Below are 17,674 nucleotides of genomic sequence, written 5' to 3'. Positions count from 1 at the left end.
ATCGTGCACGTCCTGCGCCACGGTGAGGTGCACAATCCGCGCGGGATCCTGTACGGCAGGTTGCCCGGGTTCGGGCTGTCGGTGACCGGGCGATCCCAGGCAGGCGCGGTCGCGCGGGCGCTGGCCGATCACGATATCGCTCTGGTCATCGCGTCGCCGCTGCAGCGCGCGCAGGAGACCGCCGAACCCATAGCGGGTGAACACGGGCTGATCGTGCGCACCGACGAGAACCTCATCGAAGCCGGTAACACCTTCGAGGGTCTGCGCGTATCGGTCGGTGACGGCGCCCTGCGCAAACCCCGGCACTGGTGGAAGCTGCGCGATCCGTTCACTCCGTCCTGGGGTGAGCCCTACCTGCAGATCGCGCACCGTATGCTGGCCGCGGTCAACAAGGCCCGGGTGGAATCGGCCGGCCGTGAGGTGGTGCTGGTATCCCATCAGCTTCCGGTGTGGACATTGCGCCGGTTCCTGCAAGGTCAGCGGCTCTGGCACGATCCCCGCTCCCGGCAGTGCGGTCTGGCCTCGCTCACCTCGCTGGTGTACCGGGGCGACACGCTCGTCGATATCGTCTACTCCGAGCCTGCGGGCGGTTCGGATCCGACGGTGCACGGCGCATGAGCGGTCGGCGTCCGGAGGCGGTAGCGCAGCGTGACCACGCAGGGCGCCCGTTCATGCGCCAGAAGGCAGAGCGCATGAGCGGTCGGCGTCCGGAGGCGGTAGCGCAGCGTGACCACGCAGGGCGCCCGTTCATGCGCGAGAAGGCAGAGCGCATGAGCGGTCGGCGTCCGAGCCGAGGTGGCGCGGTATTCGCGTTCCGGTTGCTGCCGGCGCTCGTCGCGCTGCTGTGCCTGGGTGTGACCTCGGCCTGTTCGACCGGTACCGACGCGGTGGCCACCGGCGGTACCTTCGAATTCGTCTCACCGGGCGGAAAGACCGATATCTTCTACGATCCGCCCTCTTCCCGCGGCACCATCGGCAAGCTCGCGGGCCCGGATCTCATGTCCGACGACGGTAAGAACGTCTCGGTGGACGATTTCCCGGGTCAGGTGGTCGTCATCAATTTATGGGGGCAATGGTGCGGGCCGTGTCGAGGTGAAGCCCCCGCGCTCGAACAAGTCTACGAGCAGACCAAAGATCTCGGGGTCGCTTTTCTCGGGATCAATGTCCGTGATTTCCAGCAGGACAAAGCACGAGATTTCGTTATCGATAACCACGTCGGTTATCCGTCGATCTATGACCCGTCGATGCGCACGTTGCTGGCGCTCGGTGGAAATTTCCCGACCAGTGTCATACCCACAACTCTGGTATTGGATCGGGACCACCGGGTAGCGGCAGTTTTCTTGCGCGCCCTACTCGCAGACGATCTTTTACCGGTGGTGCAGGGCATCGCCGCGGAGGGAGCATCATGAGAAGTCTTCGATCCCGAGGCGTACGCCGTTACGGGGCGACCCGGCCACCACGCGGCGTCCGCGCCGAGGTGCTGGTGAAATCCTCGCTCGGCTCGTGGGAGCTACAGCCCGCGACTCAGCAGGCCGGCAGCGACCGGCGGGTATCGAGTTCGCGCCCGTCCAGCGGCCGGGGCTCGACCGCGCCGGGCGGCCGCGAGGACGAGCGGCGCACGAACAACTCCGAGGGCGAATCGGAGCGTAGTTCGCGTTGACGGTGTTGGCAGGAGTGGGGGAATCGTTTCAGCAGACAGCGGCCACGGGGCCGTTGCTGCTCGCCCTCGGCGCCTGCCTGTTGGCCGGATTGGTGTCGTTCGCGTCACCGTGCGTCGTACCGCTGGTTCCGGGGTATCTGTCCTATCTGGCCGGTCTGGTGGGCGCGCAGGCGCCGCCGGTGACCGTGGGCCAGGCCCGCAGCCGGAGTACGGCACCCACGGGTGGTGCCACGACGGCGGTGCGCACCGAAACCCCGGCGACCGTGGACAGCGGTCCGGCGACCGCCCCCGATTCGGGACGTCTGCGGGTCGCGGGTGCGGCGGGGTTGTTCGTCGCCGGTTTCACGGTGGTGTTCGTCCTGGCCACCGCCACTGTTTTCGGGCTCATCCAGACCTTGAACGTCAACCGGGAGCTGCTGCAGCGCCTGGGCGGTGTGGTCACCATCGTGATGGGCCTGGCATTTCTGGGGTTGATCCCGGCGTTGCAGCGCGATACCCGGATGGAGCCCCGGCGCCTGGCCGGGATCGCGGGGGCGCCGCTGCTCGGGGCCGTATTCGCCCTCGGCTGGACCCCGTGTCTGGGCCCGACGCTGTCCGGTGTGATGGCGGTGGCCGCCGGTACCGAGGGCACCACCGCGGTCCGCGGGGTGGCGCTGATCGTCGCCTACTGTCTCGGACTCGGGCTGCCGTTCGTGATCCTGGCCTTCGGGTCGGCGAGCGCGCTGCGCGGCGTCGGCTGGCTGCGGCGTAATTCGCGCCGGATCCAGGTGGTCGGCGGCATTCTGCTGGTCGCGGTGGGAGCCGCCCTGGTGACCGGGGCCTGGGATCAGTTCGTCGGCTGGGTGCGCGACGGGTTCGTCGCCGGGGTGACGCTGCCGATATGACCGTGACAGACCACCCCGAGGCGCCCCCGGTCCTTCCGCCCCGGCAATCTCCGCTCGGCCGTGCTTTCGCGCTGGTGCGCAACGGCTGGCGTGGGCTCACCAGTATGCGGACCGCGCTGGTATTGCTGTTCCTGCTGGCATTGGCCGCCATTCCCGGCGCCCTGCTGCCACAACGCAGCCTGAACGAACAGAAGGTCGCGACCTATATCGCGGACCGGCCGGTTCTCGGCGCCTGGATGGACCGGTTCGAGCTGTTCGATGTGTTCTCCAGTTTCTGGTTCACCGCGATCTATGTGCTGCTGTTCATCTCCCTGGTGGGTTGTATCCTGCCGCGCACCGTGGACCACTACCGTGCGCTGCGGACCCCGCCGGTGCGGGTACCGCGCAACCTGGGGCGGCTGCCGCACCACCATCGTGTGGTGCTCGACGGCACCCCGGAAGAGATCGCCGACCGGGCCCGGACCCGGCTGCGCGGGTGGCGTACCGAGACGCGGCCCGGTGAGCGCGACGGTGAGGTGACACTGTCCGCGGAGAAGGGCTACACCCGCGAGCTGGGCAATCTGGTGTTCCATCTGGCGTTGGTCGGGTTGCTGGTCGCCATCGCGGTGGGGAAGCTGTTCGGTTACGAAGGCAATGTCATCGTGATCGCGAACGACGGGCCCGGTTTCTGTACGACCTCACCCGCGGTGTTCGATTCCTTCCGCGCCGGGAACGTGAGCGACGGCACCGGTATCAACCCGCTGTGTGTCCGGGTCAAGAACTTCCGAGCCGACTACCTCGACAACGGTCAGGCCGAGATGTTCACCTCCGATATCGCTTATCAGGAGGGGGCGGATCTGGCCACCGGTACCTGGCGGGACACCACCATCAAGGTGAACCATCCGTTGCGGGTCGGTGGTGACCGGGTCTATCTGCAGGGGCACGGTTACGCGCCGACATTCACGGTGACCTTCCCGAACGGTGAGAAGCGTACCGAGACCATCCAGTGGCAACCCACCGATATGCAGACCTTCCTCTCCAGCGGGGTGCTGCGTATCGATCCGCCGGGTGGGATGTTCGCCACCGATGCCGAGCGACGCCGGAATCAGATCGCGATCGAGGGACTGTTCGCGCCGACCGCGGGCTTTCACGGATCCCTGCTCACTTCGGTGTACCCGGCGATGACCGACCCGGCGGTCGCGGTGGATGTCTATCGGGGTGATACGGGTCTGGATACCGGCCGCCCGCAGTCGATCTTCGCGCTGGATCAGGAGATGGTGGCGCAGGGAAGGCTCACCAAGGAGGCCCGGGTGAATCTGCGGCCGGGTGAGACCACGACATTGCCCAACGGCACCGAGATTCGTTTCGACGGTGCCGAGGAGTTCGCGAACATCCAGGTTTCGCATGATCCGGCGCAGCAGTGGGTGCTGGTGAGCGCGGTGGTGATGATGGGCGGCCTGCTGGTCTCGCTGCTCGTTTCGCGGAGGCGGGTCTGGTTGCGGGTGACCCCGGAGGGTACCGTGGAGCAACGACGCGTCGTAGTAGAGATGGGCGGGCTGGCCCGGACCGACCAGGCCGGTTGGGGTGGGGAGTTCGACCGCCTGCGCCACCGCCTGCTGGACGCGTCCGGCGACTGAACGCCGCCCCGAGAACAGGGCGTGGGCGACCACGCACGGGCAGAGCCTGCCCGATGAGCACCGCGGTACGAACACGGGAGATGCAACGATGCCGATCGACGATACGCTCGCCGGCTACAGCGACCTCGCCTACAAGACGTCGATCGTCGTGTACGCGCTGGTGCTTGTGCTACTGATCGTGCAGTACGCCTCGGCGCGCGTCCGGCAGGTGAGCGATCGGGAGATGGTTGCCGCCGGTGGCGTGACGGCGGGCAGCGAGACCCCGGGCCGGATCGCCGAGGAGCCGACGGTGCCGCTGTCCGAGCGGCTCGGCAATATCGCCTTCTCGGTGCTGTTCGTCGCGGTGGCACTGCATATCGGTTCGATCGTCGCGCGCGGCTTCGCGACCGGCCGTTTCCCGCTCGGCAATATGTACGAATTCGTCTCCATGGCGACCGCGGCCGCCGCGCTGGTCGGGCTGGTGCTCATGCGGGACGTGCGCTATCGGGCGATGTGGGTTTTCCTGCTCGTCCCCATGCTGATTCTGATGTTCCTCGGCGGCACGGTGCTCTATTCGGACGCGGCTCCGGTGGTACCGGCGCTGCGGTCGTTCTGGCTGCCGCTGCACGTCACGATCGTGAGCCTGGGCAGCGGGGTGTTCCTGGTGTCGGGTGTGGCGAGCCTGCTGTTCCTGTACCGGCTGCGGCAGCCCGAAGGCGGGGAATCGCCGAATATCCTGGGCGTGATCGCGCGCCGGTTACCCGATGCCCGCACCCTGGATCGGCTGGCCTACCGCACCACCATCATCGGTTTCCCGCTCTTCGGGGCGGGGGTGATCCTCGGCGCCATCTGGGCCGAGGCGGCGTGGGGACGCTTCTGGGGCTGGGACCCCAAGGAGACCTGCTCGTTCATCGCCTGGGTGCTCTACGCCGCGTATCTGCACGCGCGGGCGACCTCGGGCTGGCGCGATACGAAAGCCGCGTGGATCAATGTGGCCGGATTCGTCGCGATGCTGTTCAACCTGTTCATCATCAATCTGGTGGTTTCCGGTCTGCACAGCTACTCCGGTCTGACCTGATCGCGGGCCTATTTCTCCGGCCGTAATGATCGTTACTCCGCTGCAATGCGTGGTTGCTATTGTTCGGTCGAGTTGTTTGCTGAACTGTACAAAGCCCGGTATGCGATTTATCGGGTGTGACCGGTCATTTCCCCTCCATAGCGCGGCGAGCAATGAGGAGAGCGGCAGTGGATTCGGAGAATTTCAGTTCGGATAACAGCGGCGGTGCCGATTGCTGCACAACAGTGGCCGCCGACAACGCGCTCATCTGCGGGCTGGAGCCCGACTCCCTGCTCAGACTGGTGCGTACCGCAGTGGGACTGCCCGCCGAAGCGCTGGAACGCCTGGCCGTGGTCGCGGATAAATTGCGCGCGGTGGAGGGGCTGCCGCAACTGGACAGCACCGCCGATTGAACCCGCCCCTCCGTGCCGCGGGGAAACCCGCGGCCGGGCGTTGTGCGGGCGAGGAGTTCAGTGCTCTGCCGATCCCGGATCGCCGTCCCGGTGTTTCTGCTGACGCGAGATACGCCACAGGAATTCGGGATCGTCGTCCGGGCCGAGAACACGCTTTCGGGTCGGTCCCGGAGCGGTCGTGCCGCCTCCGGGGCCGAATGCCTTCCAGCACAGCACCACGATCGCCACGATCGCGATGAGCGCCAACAGGTACATCACGTGGCTCACCTCCTCCAACGAGGTTAACTCCCGGAGCCGCCGGTGGGTATGGGCGGCCGAGGTGGTGATGGTAGACGTGCTGCCCGGGTGTAGCTCAGCCGCGGTGCGGCCGAGCTGCCCTGTGTGGGTGCGGTGTGGCTCAGCTACCGCGTACGGTCGCCTCGGTGGTGAGCGATTCGAGCAACCGCATCACCTCCGATTCGCGGAACCGGCGATGTCCACCCGGGGTGCGCAGCGAGCCGAGCCGGCCCGCGTGCGCCCAGCGGGTGACGGTTTTGGGGTCTACGTGGAACAGGGCGGCAACCTGGCCCGGGGTCAACAGGTTCTCCTGCACCCCCACGGCGATCGCGGTCATGGCAAACCTTTCTGTTTCGTCACGTTTTCTCATCGGATTCCGACATAGTGGCACCGCGACCCCCGGGTGTTCGAACCACCTACTGTTGGTAAAGCGGAGGTAATGGACAAAACGGATACGCGATGCGGTCCGGTCCGGGGCGTCGCTTACGCTGGTCAGGTGAGTGACGCGAACCTATCCGAGGAACCGACCGACCCCCGGCCCGGTACGTCGCCGGGCCGCCGATTGGCCCGCAACCTGGCGCTCTACACCCTGGCCCGGCTGGTGCTGGTCGTGCTACTCACCGCCGTGATCATGGCCGTGGCGGCGGTGGCCACGGTGCAGATACCGCTGATCGTCGCCATCCTCTTCGCGATCGTCATCGCCTTGCCGCTCTCGCTCACCCTGTTCAAGGGCCTGCGGGGGAAGGTGAACTCCGATATCGCGGCCGTGGACGAACGCCGCCGCCGGGACAAGGCGCAACTGCGGGCCCGGTTGCGCGGCGAGGCCGCGGACGACGGGCCGGCCGCATCCGCCGCGGACGAATCCGGCAGTACCGCCGAGGACGCGCCGGACGCGGATACGAAGCGGGGGGAATCGGGTAGCGCCGGCGGCCCGGCGTGAAATCCTGCGCCCGCGGCAATCCGCGAGGCTGGGCCGACGAAGCGGTCCGGCTCATCGATGCCGACGCCCAACGCAGCGCCGATACCCATCTGCTGCGCTATCCGTTGCCGGCGGACTGGAATGTGCAGCTCTACCTCAAGGACGAATCCACCCATATCACCGGCAGCCTGAAACATCGGCTGGCCCGGTCGCTGTTCCTGTACGCCCTGTGCAACGGCTGGATCACCGAGGGGACCACGATCGTGGAGGCATCCTCGGGTTCGACAGCGGTGAGCGAGGCGTACTTCGCCCAGCTGCTCGGCCTCGATTTCGTGGCGGTGGTTCCGGCCGGCACCTCGCCGCAGAAGATCGCCCTCATCGAAGCCCAGGGCGGCCGGTGCCATTACGTGCGGCGACCGCCCGATATGTACACCGAGGCGGCCCGGCTGGCCGCGGAGTGCGGTGGGCACTATCTGGACCAGTTCACCAATGCCGAACGTGCGACGGACTGGCGCGGGAACAACAACATTGCCGAGTCGATCTTCGACCAGCTGGCGTTGGAGAGCCATCCCGTGCCGGAGTGGATCGTGGTGGGGGCCGGTACCGGCGGAACCAGCGCGACCATCGGCCGATACCTGCGCTACCGCCGGCATCCGACCCGGCTGGCCGTGGTCGATCCGGACAATTCCGCGTTCTTCGGGGCCTACGAGACCGGCCTGCGCGATTACACGACCGGGATGCCGTCGCGGATCGAGGGGATCGGCCGTCCCCGGATGGAACCCTCGTTCGTCCCGGAGGTGGTGGACCGGATGATCCACGTACCCGACCCCGCTTCGATCGCCGCGGCCAGGTTCGCGAGCCGGGGGCTGGGCAGGCGGGTGGGTGGTTCCACCGGAACCAATTTCTGGGGCGCGTGCGGGCTGATCGCGCAGATGCTGGCCGAGGGCCGCAGCGGGAGCGTGGTGACGCTGCTGTGCGATGGCGGTGAGCGCTACGCGGGCACCTATTTCAGCGATGAGTGGATCGCGGGCCAGGGCTGGGATCTGGCCGCGCCGACCGCGGTCCTGGAGGAGTTCTTCGCTACCGGCGGGTGGAACGCCTGACGTCGGGTGGTGTGGCGGAACGGCGCGCGGCCCGGGCGGAGCAGCGCGCGTCTACCTTCGCGTCCGTTCCGGCCGTGCGCTCTTTACGATGGCGTCGATATGGTTGTCGATCCGGGTCGTTCGTACGGCCGTCCTCCCGTGATCCCGGCGTCCACGGACGAAGCGCTCGTGGTGGCGCTGCTGGGTCGTATCGCGCTGCGCCGCGACGCGGAACTCGTGGTGCTCCCGGGGACCCGGGCTCGACTGCTGCTGGTGGCGCTGGCGCTGCGGCCGGGGCGTAGCCGCAGTGCCGCCGTACTCATCGACGAGGTCTGGGGCGACGATCCGCCGCGCTCGCCGATGAACGCGCTGCACACCCAGATCTCCCGGCTGCGTGCTGCCCTGCCCGACGGCCTGCTGGAGGCGGGGCCGGCCGGTTACCGGATCGCGTTGCGCCCGGAGCAGGTGGATCTGACGGCCGCGCAGCAGGCGGCCCGGCGGGCCGGGGACGCCTTGGCCGCAGGTGACCCGGACCGGGCGCTGGCGATCGTGGAGAGGGCACGCGGTCTGTGGTGCGGTGAGCCGGGGACCGACCTCCCACCGGGCGGGCCGGCCGCGGAACTCGCCGCCGCGGCCGCGGAATACGCGGGAGCGCTCGACGGTATCGAGCTGGCGGCCCGGGAGGCCACCGGCGATCTCGACGGCGCCGTCCTGCTCGCCCGGGAACAGGCACGGCAACACCCGGTGGACGAACCCCGGGCCCGAACCCTGATGCGATTGCTGGCGACCGCCGGACGCGATAACGAGGCACTCGATGTCTTCGCCACCCTCCGCACGACCCTGGCCACCGAACTCGGTACCGATCCCGGGGTCGCGATCACCGAGCTCAATACGGCGATCCTGCAGGGCCGGTTCGCCTCCCACGCGGAATCCGCACGGTCCGAACCGGTCCCGCCACCGCCTCCGCCCGTCGTCGCGGTCGGGGTACGGGCCGCACCCAACGAGCTGCTCGGGCGGTCGGATGATCTCGCCGAATTGGCCCGCCTGCTGCGGGTTTCGCGGGTGACCACCGTGCTGGGGCCGGGGGGTGCCGGTAAGACCCGGGTGGCCAACGAACTCGCCGCCCGGACGGCCACCGCCCAGCCGGTGGTGCTGGTGGAGTTGGCGTCGGTGCGTCCGGAGGGTACGAGCCGTGGTGCCGCGGTGGATATCGAAACCGCGATCGCGGCCGCGGTAGGTCTCGGTGAGACCGTGCGCGACCGGACGATGTCACAGGTCCGCCCGCCCACCGACAGCGGCCGCCGGCTGCGCGACGCGCTCTCCGCGCGGCCGATGCTGCTGGTCCTGGACAACTGTGAACATCTGATCGAGGGCGCGGCCCTGGTGGTGGCCGATCTGGTGGGTAGCTGTCCCCAGCTGACTGTGCTCACCACCAGCAGATCACCGCTGGCGATCACCGCCGAAACGGTCTATCCGCTGGCACCGCTGACCATCGACCCGGCCGGTTCACCGGCGACCGATCTGTTCGCCGCCCGCGCCCGGTCGGTACGGCCGTCGGTGCGGCTGGACGCGGCGGTCGTGGCGCGGTTGTGCCATACCCTGGACGGGTTGCCGCTGGCCATCGAACTCGCCGCGGCCCGGGTGCGGACCATGAGCGTGGAGGATATCGAGCGCCGCCTCGACCAGCGTTTCGCGTTGTTGCGCACCGGTGATCGCACCTCACCGGAACGGCATCGCACCCTGCACGCCGTGATCGCCTGGAGCTGGAATCTGCTGGAACCGGCCGAGCGGATCGTGCTGCGCCGGATGTGCCGTTTCCCGGCGGGATTCACCTCGGCCGCGGCGGAGGCGGTGGCGGGAGGACCGGAGGTCGGCGATATCGCGGCGGCGGTGGACGGGCTCGCGGGACAGTCTCTGCTGACCGTGGTGGAGGACGAGGCCGACGAGGCCGAGGCCGTGCCGGGCGTGCGGTACCGGATGCTGGAGACGGTCCGCGAATTCGGTGAGCAGCAGCTGGCCGCGGCGGACCGGGAGACCGGTGGTGAGATCGAACTCGTGGAAACGCGCATGGCGCACTGGGCGCGCGATTTCGCGGTATCGGTCGCGCAGCGCTATCTCGCCGGTGACGAACTCGGACCGGCTCTGCTCATGGTCGCGGAGCTGGACAACCTCGTCGCGGTGCTGCGCCGCGCCGAGGCGGAACGGGATCGGCACACCGTCTACGCCGTCTTTCCGGTGGTCGCCATGCGGTGGGTGGCGCACGGGGCGCATATGGAGTTGATGGGCTGGATTCCGCGGCTACTGGCCCTGCCACCGCCGGAGCGGGCGTCGGGGACCTTCGCTGATCTGTACATGCTCGGTCACGGAATAACCGCATTGCATCTGGGCTTCATGACTCGCGGTATCCGTGAACTGGCGGTGATCCGGATCCGGGTGCGCGCGCTGCTGCGCGACGCTGCCGGGATGACCGGGTCGCTGCGTTATCTCGGGCTGCTGCTGACCTGTCCCGCCGATATGCGGCGGCCGGCCCGGCTGCTCGCCGCCGGTACGCGGGCCGAGGACAAGCAGGTCCGGCTCGTCGCACTCGTCGCGCGGGCGAATATCTGGGAGAACCTGGGGCGGATATCCGCCTCCCGCCGGGACGCGCTGGCCGCCCGGGCGCTGACCACCGAGGCGGAGGTGTGGAACCGGGCCATGGTGGTGCAGCATCTGGGCGCGCTGGCCGGTCAGACCGCCCGCTACCGCGAATCGGTGGGCTATTACGAAGAAGCGGCCGAATTGCTGAGCCGGATCCGGGCCTATGACGAAAGCCTCGAATTACGTTCGTTCATGGCGGTGAGCCTGGCCGGTATCGGCGAGCCCGCCGCGGCCCGCCGCGAACTCGCCGTGGCACTGCGGCTTTCCGGGTCCGGCGAGATGGGGCTGGAACTGATCGACGATCCGACCATCCGCCGTAACCACCGGTTGTCCACGATCGCGGCGGGTCTGGCGGAGGTCGAACTCGCCGAGGGCGATATCGAGGCCGGTCTGGCCCATTTCCGGCGTGCGCTGGATCTGCTGGGCTGGCCCGGTGGCGATTTCACCCCGGGGCCCGGGGCATTGCTGATGTGTTCGACGACGGTCGCCGCGCATGTGTTCGCGGGACGGATCGAGGTGGTCGCGCCGCTCGTCCCGGAACTCGCCGCGGCGGCCGTGGACCGGCTGGGTACCGTCCCGGATTACCCGCAGATCGGGGCGGTGGCCTGCGCGCTCGGTTCCGCCCTGCTGGCGCTGGACGAGCGGAACAGGGCCGGGGTGGAGCTGCTCGCGCTCGCCCAGGTGGTGTCGGGGCGGCAGGATTATCCGGTTCTCGAACGGCGGCGGCATTACGAGCTGTGGCGGGAAAGGATCGGTGAGTCCCGGCTGTCGGAGGCGCTGGCCGCGACGCGCGGCTCGACCAGAAGCGCGGCCGCCACCCGGATTCTGGAACTGATCGGTGGGGTGGGTACGAGCACTCCGGGTCCGCTCGATCGGACTGTGACCGATCGAGCGGACCCGGAGCCGAACCGTCAGGCCCGGCGCATATAGGCCCGTACGGTCAGCGGTGCGAATACCGCGATGATCGCCGCGGCGCCCACCAGCGACCACAACACATGTATTCCGATATGCCCGGTGTTCATCAGGTCCCGGCAGGCCCAGACCAGATGGGAGACCGGGTTGACGTCGATGAACGCCTGCAGCCAACCCGGCATGGTCTCCTTGGGGACGAACGCCGGAGAGGCGAAGGTGAGCGGGAACATGACCAGCATGGAATAGCCCTGCACCGCCGAGGCCTTGTTCGCGATCACGCCGAAGAAGGCCCAGATCCAGCTGGTGGCGAAGGAGCAGACCACGACCAGCAGCACCGCCAGCAGGACACCGGCCGGCTCCGGACGGTAACCCATGATGAAACCCATCACCACGGTCAAGACCGAGGCGATGCCGTAGCGCACCATATCGGCGGTGAGCGCACCCGACAGGGCGGCTATCCGGGCTATCGGCAGGGATTTGAAGCGGTCGAAAACCCCTTTCTCCATATCCTCTTTGAGCTGCACGCCGGTGACGACCGAGGTCATCACCACTGTCTGTACCAGAATGCCCGGAATGATCACCGGCAGATAGCTCTTCACATCGCCGGAGATGGCCCCACCGAAGATGTAGGTGAACATCAGGGTGAAGATCACCGGCTGGATCACCACATCGAACAGTTGCTCGGGGTTGTGCTTGATCTTGAGCAGGCCGCGATAGGCCATGGTGAGGGTGTTCTCGAAAGTTCTGCGCACCCCGATCCGGGCGGCCGGTTGCGGAATCCGCGCAGCTGCTGCGGTGGCGGGCGCGGTCAGGGTGGTGGTCATGCTGCGGTCCGTTCGGTATCGGCTTCGGCCGGGTGGCCGGTGAGGGTCAGGAAGACTTCGTCGAGGCTGGGTTTGGTCACGGTGATCTCCTCTACCGCGATATCGCCGTCGCGCAGCCTGATCAGGAGATCGGTGGTGCTGTTCGGGTCGGGCAGCGCCGCGGTGAGCCGGCCCGCCTCCGGGGTGGTCTGGGCGTCGGTGCGCAATACCTCGGCGATGATCCGCCGGGCGTCCGCGAGCCGGGACCGGTCGGCGATGGTCAGGTGCAGCGATGACCCGCCGACGGATGCCTTCAATTCGTCGGCGGTGCCGTCGGCGATCACCCGGCCGTGATCGATCACCGCGATCCGGTCGGCCAGTTGATCGGCCTCGTCCAGGTATTGGGTGGTGAGCAGCACGGTTGTGCCGCCCCGCACCAGCCGGCGGATCGTTTCCCACATCTGGGCCCGGGTGCGGGGGTCCAGGCCGGTGGTCGGTTCGTCGAGGAACAGCAGCGGCGGGGTCGCGATGAGCCCCGCCGCCAGGTCCAGCCGCCGGCGCATACCGCCGGAGAAGTTCTTCAGCGGTTTGTTCGCGGCGTCGGTGAGTTCGAATTCGTCGAGTAGGTCGGCGGTCCGCTGTCTGGCCGCCGACCGGCTCAGTCCGAGCAGCCGGGAGAAGACCATCAGATTCTCGGTGGCGGTCAGATCCTCGTCGACCGAGGCGTACTGGCCGGTCACGCCGATGAGCGAGCGCACCGCACCGGGTTCGGCGACGACATCGTGGCCGAAGACACGGGCGTTGCCGGCGTCGGGACGCAGCAGGGTGGCGAGCATACGGATGGTCGTGGTCTTCCCCGCTCCGTTCGGTCCGAGCACGCCGTAGACCGACCCCTGCGGGACGGCCAGACTCACTCCGTCGACGGCCCGCTGGGTGCCGAATACCTTGACCAGGTCGTTCGCTTCGATCGCGAACGTGGTCGCTGATGCGTGTTTCGTCATATCGGCTACGTTCCTCGTCCTGTCTTGCACGGCTCTTGCGTCGCGTTTGCGTCCGCCTGTCGTCAATTTTTGTTGACATTCACCGGAGATGTCAATAAAAATTGACGTATGACAGAAGCAACCACGCTGGCCGCGGCGGCGGGCAGCCCGGACCCGGCCGTGGGTCTACGGGCGGTACTGGCGCTGCGCAGACTCCTCGAACGGCTCGAGGCCATCCAGGTGGCCAATGCCCGGGACCAGGGCTGGTCCTGGCAGGCCATCGCCGACGCGCTCGAGGTCAGCAAACAGGCGGTCCATCAGAAACACACCCGGAGAGGCAGGGGTCGATAGATGTTCGAGAGATTTGCCAGGAACGCCCGCATGGCGGTGGTCGCGGCACAGGAACAGGCGCGCGAATTGCATTCGCCGGAGATCCGCGTCGAGCACCTGCTGCTCGGACTGCTCGAACAAGGCGAACCGCAATTGCAGGTACTACTCGAGGGGAGCGGCCTGACCCTGGACAGCGCGCAGGGATCCCTCGGCGCCGCGAGCGCCGACGAGCCGCTGGGTCCGGGCGACGCCGAAGCGTTGCGGTCCATCGGCATCGACCTGGACGCGGTGCGGGAGAGTCTGGAGGCGAACTTCGGTGCCGACGCCCTGGACCGAGCCGTACCTGCCGACGAATCCCGGACTCCGCGCGGCCGCCGCGGCGGCCGGTTCGGGAATATCCCCTTCACACCCGGCGCCAGGAAAGTACTGGAACTGTCACTACGCGAGGCGCTCGCGCGCAAGGACAGGTCCATCGAGACCGGACATGTACTGCTCGGGATCCTGCGCGCGCCCGGGCCGGTCGCCACCGAACTGCTCGGCGGCGCCACCGGAATAACCCGCCTGCGTGGTGAGGTCCACACCTTCCTCGACAAGGCGGCGTGATCAGGGCGGCCCACCCCGGCCACGGTGCCGAGCAGCTTTGCTGGACGGCTCCGTATCCGCGGCCGGGGCGGGCCGCGGATACGGCTGTATCCGGCACACGGCGGGCCGGTGTGCTTAGCATGAGCTATGCAGCTTGTGCTCCGCTTGATCGGTACCGCGTTCGCTATCTGGCTGGCCGCCCTCTGGGTCGGCGACATCGAAATCGTCTCCCCGCCCGACCAGGGCAACGGCGCGAAGATCGTGGTCCTGCTGGCGGTCGCGGTGGTGTTCACGGTGGTGAACGCTTTCGTCAAACCCCTCGTGAAACTGCTGTCGCTGCCGCTGGTCATCCTGACCCTCGGACTGTTCCTGCTGGTGATCAACGCCCTGATGCTCTGGCTCACGGCATGGATCACCGAGGCCACCGACTACGGTCTGCGCATCGACGGTTTCTGGGCGGCGTTCCTGGGCGCCATCATCGTCACGCTCGTCAACTGGGCCATCGGGATACTGATCCCGGACAACGACTGAATCCTCGCCGCCGGTGGCACGGGCCGGGCTCGGCAGGCCCCGGCGGCTCGCCGAGCCCGACTGACAGCGAAGGCGTGCGGTGTCATTCGGAGACCGCACGCCCGCCCGCCCGGCTCCGCGGCACGGGTGGCGTCGGCGTCCGTCATTCGGTCCACAGCCAGGGGACATGAGCGTCGCGGATGACGTGACAGGGACCGGCCCGAACGAGGCTTCAGGCGAGCGGGTCGGTGGAGAAATCGATCTGACGGCGAGCGTTCGACAGTGTGGTCACCACGCAGGTGCCGACCGGACCGGTGCGGTCGTAGAGAGTGGCGGTGCCGATGGAGATCCCGGCCGAGGCGATGGTGCTGTCGGCGCGCAGGCCGAGTTCGTAGCCGAGTGGGAGCCGGCAGAGAGTCACAGTGACGTCGGCGTTGATATAGCCGGCGCCTTCGGACCCCCAGTGGCACAGATGGTTGGTGGCATCGCCCATGATCGCGGCACGCTGGAACGGTGTGATCGGCTCGCCGGCGATCAGCGGCGGCAGGCTCTGCCAGGTGGTCTTCCGGTCGGCGTTCTGGTTCGCGCCGAAATCGGCGGTCCAGTCGCGGCCACCGCTTCGGAACAGCGGTGGGGATCCCTCCGGCGCCGTACAACCCTCCGGCGGTACCGGCAGCTCCTCGCTCGGGCTCCATACTTCGCCCGGCGGTTCGGTACCGGGCGTGAGGAATACGGCCGACGCCCGGACCCGGTCCCGGCCTTCCTGCGCCAGGACGGTATCGACGAGGGTGATCCGGGAACCGCGGCGAACCACGCTGGTGCGCATATCGAATGGTGCGTTGAGCACCGGCTGGTAGAGGTCGGCGGTGAAGCGGGCCGGGACGAAGCCGCCGGGGCACTGGCGTTCGAGTTCCCGGGCGAGCAGACCGCACACACCGGTTCCGCTCAGATTCGCGGGCGCCCACGGGCTGATCGCCAGTTTCTCCGCGACGAGTCGACCGCCGCGGCTGTCGAAGAAACTCACCATCTGCGACCGATCCCCCTTCGGACTGTCCGGTCGAAATTCCTGAAGTGGAACACGTTACATCCGAAATCCCGGAGCCGCGCGGTACGGCAACCTCTGCCGGGGTGGGCGACCCGCCGGCCGTCCGAGGATTACACGTGGGTGTCGGCGAGTTCGCGGATAGCGGACGCGAGTGGTCGCCACGAGTTCTCCGGTAGCTCGTGTCCGACCTCGGGCAGCAGGAGCAGCCTGGAGCCGGGAATGCGCGACGCGATGGCACGGGCCGCACTGGTTTTGATCAGCGGATCGTCTTCGCCGTGCACGACCAGGGTGGGCCGGGTGATCTCGGTGATCGCCGGACCGCTCCATCGCGCCCCGATCTGCCGGCTCTGCGCCTCTTGATCGTGAATCCCGCTGTCCGGATCATGTTCCAGCCGGGTGCGCACCGCGGCTTCGTCGAATTCGCGTTTCGGGGAGGCCAGCAGTTTTGCCACCACGACACCCGCGTCGACCGCACCCTCCCGGGTGTCCGGGAACTTCACCCGCGCGAATTTCGCGAGCGTGCCCAGCCGGATGTAGCGCAGCGTGCGCAGACCGGTGACATCACCGGGTACCGCATCCGCGGAAATGAGCGAACGTACTCGGTCGGGATGGCGCAGGGTGATACGCTGCGCGACCGCGCCGCCGAGGGACACTCCCAGCAGATGCGCCGAACTCCAACCCAGTTCGTCGAGTACCGCCATCGCATCGTCGGCCATATCTTCGGCGGTGTAGGCCGCGCCGCGTCGCGCCAGCAGCGCGGTGATCGGGTTGCGGACCGCGGTCGGCGGTAGGTGAGTCGATTCGCCGCCGTCGCGCTGGTCGTAGCGCGCCACCGCGAAACCGTGCTCGACCAGCTGCTCGCAGAACCCGTCGGGAAGCCAGTGCCGGTTGGCGCCCAAACCGGTGGCCACCAGCAGCGGCTCGCCGCCGAGCTCCGGCCGGAACTCGTCCAACGCGAGGCGCACCGCCCCGTTCCGGGCCCAGCGCCGCGGTCCCCATGCCGTCCCCGATGTCATCGCGAACCTCCATTAATAGTGATCAGTGAACGCAGTTTTAGAATATGGCATGACCGGCGCCGATCAGAAGGGTGTGGCGAGTGACACAGTCCGGGCAGACGAACCCCACGGTGTGGGAGCGTGTCGACGGCAAACGTGGTCCGGCTCCCGCGCACAGCCGGGAAAAACTTGCCGCGGTAGCGATCGAGCTGGCCGGGCGGGGTGGTCTGGCCGCAGTCTCCACCCGCCGGATCGCCGAGCAGCTGAGCGTGAGCCAGTCGGCTCTGTATCGCTACGTATCCAGTCGCGACGATGTGCTCGACCTCATGGTCGATGCCGCCGCCGGCGAGGTGGATCTCGGTATACCGCCGAGCGGTGCGGTGATCGACGACCTCACCGCACTGGCCGTCCGCGCGAAGAGCGTCTACCTGAAATATCCGTGGCTGCTCGATATTCCGGTCGAGCCGTTACGAGTCGGGCCACACGGAATCCGGTATCTCGAATACGCACTGCGGGCGATGGCGGCCGTCGACCTGTCCGGGCCGATGAAGCTACAAGCGATCGCCGCGCTCAACGCGCTCGTCCAGCAGCTCGCCCGCGCCGCGGTGGTCGACCGGTCGGCCGACCGGTCGCGGCGTGCCGCTCAGGCGGCCTACCTCTCCAGAACCGCAGCGGCGGGCGACCATCCGTACCTCGCGGCGGCGCTGGGTACCTCGCACCGCGACACCGATCCGCCGGCCGACATCTTCGAACTCGTGATACGCCGGGCGCTCGAGGGTTTGCTGACGCCGGACCGGCCGCCCGGATCTCCTGGGGAATCCCGCTGAACAGCGGGGCTCAGGCGTACTGGCACAGCCATTCGGTGCCGTAGTGCGCGGCGTTTGCGCCGTCCAGGTGTAATCTGACCCGGTTGCCGAATGTGACGATTCAGGTGGTTCCGTTCTCCGCGGGTGAACATGCCGCTGCGGGAAGCTCTTTCACGATTCTGCGCTTC

At 68.0% G+C, this 17,674-nt stretch carries 21 protein-coding genes; 15 read left to right on the top strand and 6 right to left on the bottom strand.

Going from position 1 to position 17,674, the window contains the following annotated elements; all coding sequences use genetic code 11:
- The 7 genes from ACWEWT_RS34815 (at nucleotide 1) to ACWEWT_RS34785 (ending at nucleotide 5,609) form a co-directional block, all read left to right on the top strand.
- Nucleotides 1-618, top strand: coding sequence for a histidine phosphatase family protein (locus tag ACWEWT_RS34815; RefSeq protein ID WP_452565156.1), 618 nt, complete (start codon nucleotides 1-3; stop codon nucleotides 616-618).
- A 152-nt stretch (nucleotides 619-770) separates the two neighbouring features.
- Nucleotides 771-1,409 carry a TlpA disulfide reductase family protein gene (locus ACWEWT_RS34810; RefSeq protein ID WP_452565131.1) on the top strand — a complete coding sequence of 213 codons (639 nt, stop codon included), beginning with the start codon at nucleotides 771-773 and terminating at the stop codon, nucleotides 1,407-1,409.
- Complete coding sequence (locus tag ACWEWT_RS34805; protein WP_452565130.1) at nucleotides 1,406-1,660, top strand: hypothetical protein; 255 nt, start codon at nucleotides 1,406-1,408, stop codon at nucleotides 1,658-1,660. Before ACWEWT_RS34810 ends, ACWEWT_RS34805 begins: the two co-directional genes overlap by 4 nt.
- Complete coding sequence (locus ACWEWT_RS34800) at nucleotides 1,657-2,544, top strand: cytochrome c biogenesis CcdA family protein (RefSeq protein WP_452565129.1); 888 nt, start codon at nucleotides 1,657-1,659, stop codon at nucleotides 2,542-2,544. Before ACWEWT_RS34805 ends, ACWEWT_RS34800 begins: the two co-directional genes overlap by 4 nt.
- Nucleotides 2,541-4,160, top strand: coding sequence for a cytochrome c biogenesis protein ResB (gene resB, locus ACWEWT_RS34795; RefSeq protein ID WP_452565128.1), 1,620 nt, complete (start codon nucleotides 2,541-2,543; stop codon nucleotides 4,158-4,160). Before ACWEWT_RS34800 ends, resB begins: the two co-directional genes overlap by 4 nt.
- A gap of 88 nt (nucleotides 4,161-4,248) precedes the next feature.
- The gene (gene ccsB / locus ACWEWT_RS34790) at nucleotides 4,249-5,217 is read left to right on the top strand and encodes a c-type cytochrome biogenesis protein CcsB (protein WP_452565126.1); all 969 of its coding nucleotides are present in this window, start codon (nucleotides 4,249-4,251) and stop codon (nucleotides 5,215-5,217) included.
- A gap of 167 nt (nucleotides 5,218-5,384) precedes the next feature.
- Nucleotides 5,385-5,609, top strand: coding sequence for a hypothetical protein (locus tag ACWEWT_RS34785; RefSeq protein ID WP_452565125.1), 225 nt, complete (start codon nucleotides 5,385-5,387; stop codon nucleotides 5,607-5,609).
- Between the two features lie 57 nt (nucleotides 5,610-5,666).
- Here ACWEWT_RS34785 and ACWEWT_RS34780 read toward each other — a convergent pair whose 3' ends face one another.
- The gene (locus ACWEWT_RS34780) at nucleotides 5,667-5,867 is read right to left on the bottom strand and encodes a hypothetical protein (RefSeq protein WP_452565123.1); all 201 of its coding nucleotides are present in this window, start codon (nucleotides 5,865-5,867) and stop codon (nucleotides 5,667-5,669) included.
- Between the two features lie 139 nt (nucleotides 5,868-6,006).
- Nucleotides 6,007-6,222, bottom strand: coding sequence for a BldC family transcriptional regulator (locus tag ACWEWT_RS34775; RefSeq protein ID WP_449905467.1), 216 nt, complete (start codon nucleotides 6,220-6,222; stop codon nucleotides 6,007-6,009).
- A gap of 159 nt (nucleotides 6,223-6,381) precedes the next feature.
- On the opposite strand from ACWEWT_RS34775, the gene ACWEWT_RS34770 reads away from it, so the two are divergent.
- The 3 genes from ACWEWT_RS34770 (at nucleotide 6,382) to ACWEWT_RS34760 (ending at nucleotide 11,453) form a co-directional block, all read left to right on the top strand.
- Nucleotides 6,382-6,825, top strand: a complete 444-nt coding sequence (locus tag ACWEWT_RS34770) for a DUF4229 domain-containing protein (protein WP_452565121.1) — start codon at nucleotides 6,382-6,384, stop codon at nucleotides 6,823-6,825.
- Nucleotides 6,822-7,907 (top strand): PLP-dependent cysteine synthase family protein, encoded by a 1,086-nt coding sequence (locus ACWEWT_RS34765; RefSeq protein WP_452565120.1) that lies wholly within the window; start codon nucleotides 6,822-6,824, stop codon nucleotides 7,905-7,907. Before ACWEWT_RS34770 ends, ACWEWT_RS34765 begins: the two co-directional genes overlap by 4 nt.
- Nucleotides 7,908-8,006: 99 nt before the next feature.
- Nucleotides 8,007-11,453, top strand: coding sequence for a BTAD domain-containing putative transcriptional regulator (locus ACWEWT_RS34760; RefSeq protein ID WP_452565119.1), 3,447 nt, complete (start codon nucleotides 8,007-8,009; stop codon nucleotides 11,451-11,453).
- Here ACWEWT_RS34760 and ACWEWT_RS34755 read toward each other — a convergent pair.
- Entirely contained in the window at nucleotides 11,435-12,259 is an 825-nt protein-coding gene (locus ACWEWT_RS34755) for an ABC transporter permease (protein ID WP_452565118.1), read from the bottom strand. The genes ACWEWT_RS34760 and ACWEWT_RS34755 overlap by 19 nt on opposite strands.
- Complete coding sequence (locus ACWEWT_RS34750) at nucleotides 12,256-13,239, bottom strand: ATP-binding cassette domain-containing protein (protein WP_452565116.1); 984 nt, start codon at nucleotides 13,237-13,239, stop codon at nucleotides 12,256-12,258. Before ACWEWT_RS34750 ends, ACWEWT_RS34755 begins: the two co-directional genes overlap by 4 nt.
- Nucleotides 13,240-13,347: 108 nt before the next feature.
- Here ACWEWT_RS34750 and ACWEWT_RS34745 point away from each other — a divergent pair, with 108 nt between their 5' ends.
- The 3 genes from ACWEWT_RS34745 (at nucleotide 13,348) to ACWEWT_RS34735 (ending at nucleotide 14,661) form a co-directional block, all read left to right on the top strand.
- On the top strand, nucleotides 13,348-13,569 hold the full coding sequence (locus ACWEWT_RS34745) for a helix-turn-helix domain-containing protein (protein ID WP_452565115.1): 222 nt from the start codon (nucleotides 13,348-13,350) through the stop codon (nucleotides 13,567-13,569).
- Entirely contained in the window at nucleotides 13,570-14,151 is a 582-nt protein-coding gene (locus tag ACWEWT_RS34740; protein ID WP_452565114.1) for a Clp protease N-terminal domain-containing protein, read from the top strand.
- 126 nt (nucleotides 14,152-14,277) lie between these two features.
- Nucleotides 14,278-14,661 (top strand): phage holin family protein, encoded by a 384-nt coding sequence (locus ACWEWT_RS34735; protein WP_452565113.1) that lies wholly within the window; start codon nucleotides 14,278-14,280, stop codon nucleotides 14,659-14,661.
- A 211-nt stretch (nucleotides 14,662-14,872) separates the two neighbouring features.
- Here the strand turns inward: ACWEWT_RS34735 and ACWEWT_RS34730 are convergent, their stop codons facing one another.
- Both ACWEWT_RS34730 and ACWEWT_RS34725 read right to left on the bottom strand, forming a co-directional pair.
- Entirely contained in the window at nucleotides 14,873-15,667 is a 795-nt protein-coding gene (locus ACWEWT_RS34730) for a thioesterase family protein (protein WP_452565111.1), read from the bottom strand.
- Between the two features lie 128 nt (nucleotides 15,668-15,795).
- Entirely contained in the window at nucleotides 15,796-16,701 is a 906-nt protein-coding gene (locus ACWEWT_RS34725) for an alpha/beta fold hydrolase (RefSeq protein ID WP_452565109.1), read from the bottom strand.
- 80 nt (nucleotides 16,702-16,781) lie between these two features.
- On the opposite strand from ACWEWT_RS34725, the gene ACWEWT_RS34720 reads away from it, so the two are divergent.
- Nucleotides 16,782-17,507 carry a TetR/AcrR family transcriptional regulator gene (locus ACWEWT_RS34720; protein WP_452565108.1) on the top strand — a complete coding sequence of 242 codons (726 nt, stop codon included), beginning with the start codon at nucleotides 16,782-16,784 and terminating at the stop codon, nucleotides 17,505-17,507.
- An 83-nt stretch (nucleotides 17,508-17,590) separates the two neighbouring features.
- The coding region (locus ACWEWT_RS34715) for a Scr1 family TA system antitoxin-like transcriptional regulator (protein ID WP_452565155.1) at nucleotides 17,591-17,674 on the top strand (84 nt) is incomplete at its 3' end.

Source organism: Nocardia sp. NPDC003963, from assembly GCF_053605105.1.
The sequence above is the reverse complement of the archived record's forward strand: the minus strand, read 5'-3'. Positions and strand labels throughout refer to the sequence as shown.

Coding starts and splice junctions, on each gene's coding strand:
- ACWEWT_RS34810 (WP_452565131.1), top strand. CDS start 771: ATGAGCGGTCGGCGTCCGAGCCGAGGTGGCGCGGTATTCGCGTTCCGG.
- ACWEWT_RS34805 (WP_452565130.1), top strand. CDS start 1,406: ATGAGAAGTCTTCGATCCCGAGGCGTACGCCGTTACGGGGCGACCCGG.
- resB (WP_452565128.1), top strand. CDS start 2,541: ATGACCGTGACAGACCACCCCGAGGCGCCCCCGGTCCTTCCGCCCCGG.
- ccsB (WP_452565126.1), top strand. CDS start 4,249: ATGCCGATCGACGATACGCTCGCCGGCTACAGCGACCTCGCCTACAAG.
- ACWEWT_RS34775 (WP_449905467.1), bottom strand. CDS start 6,222: ATGACCGCGATCGCCGTGGGGGTGCAGGAGAACCTGTTGACCCCGGGC.
- ACWEWT_RS34760 (WP_452565119.1), top strand. CDS start 8,007: ATGGTTGTCGATCCGGGTCGTTCGTACGGCCGTCCTCCCGTGATCCCG.
- ACWEWT_RS34755 (WP_452565118.1), bottom strand. CDS start 12,259: ATGACCACCACCCTGACCGCGCCCGCCACCGCAGCAGCTGCGCGGATT.
- ACWEWT_RS34750 (WP_452565116.1), bottom strand. CDS start 13,239: ATGACGAAACACGCATCAGCGACCACGTTCGCGATCGAAGCGAACGAC.
- ACWEWT_RS34745 (WP_452565115.1), top strand. CDS start 13,348: ATGACAGAAGCAACCACGCTGGCCGCGGCGGCGGGCAGCCCGGACCCG.
- ACWEWT_RS34740 (WP_452565114.1), top strand. CDS start 13,570: ATGTTCGAGAGATTTGCCAGGAACGCCCGCATGGCGGTGGTCGCGGCA.
- ACWEWT_RS34735 (WP_452565113.1), top strand. CDS start 14,278: ATGCAGCTTGTGCTCCGCTTGATCGGTACCGCGTTCGCTATCTGGCTG.
- ACWEWT_RS34730 (WP_452565111.1), bottom strand. CDS start 15,667: ATGGTGAGTTTCTTCGACAGCCGCGGCGGTCGACTCGTCGCGGAGAAA.
- ACWEWT_RS34725 (WP_452565109.1), bottom strand. CDS start 16,701: ATGACATCGGGGACGGCATGGGGACCGCGGCGCTGGGCCCGGAACGGG.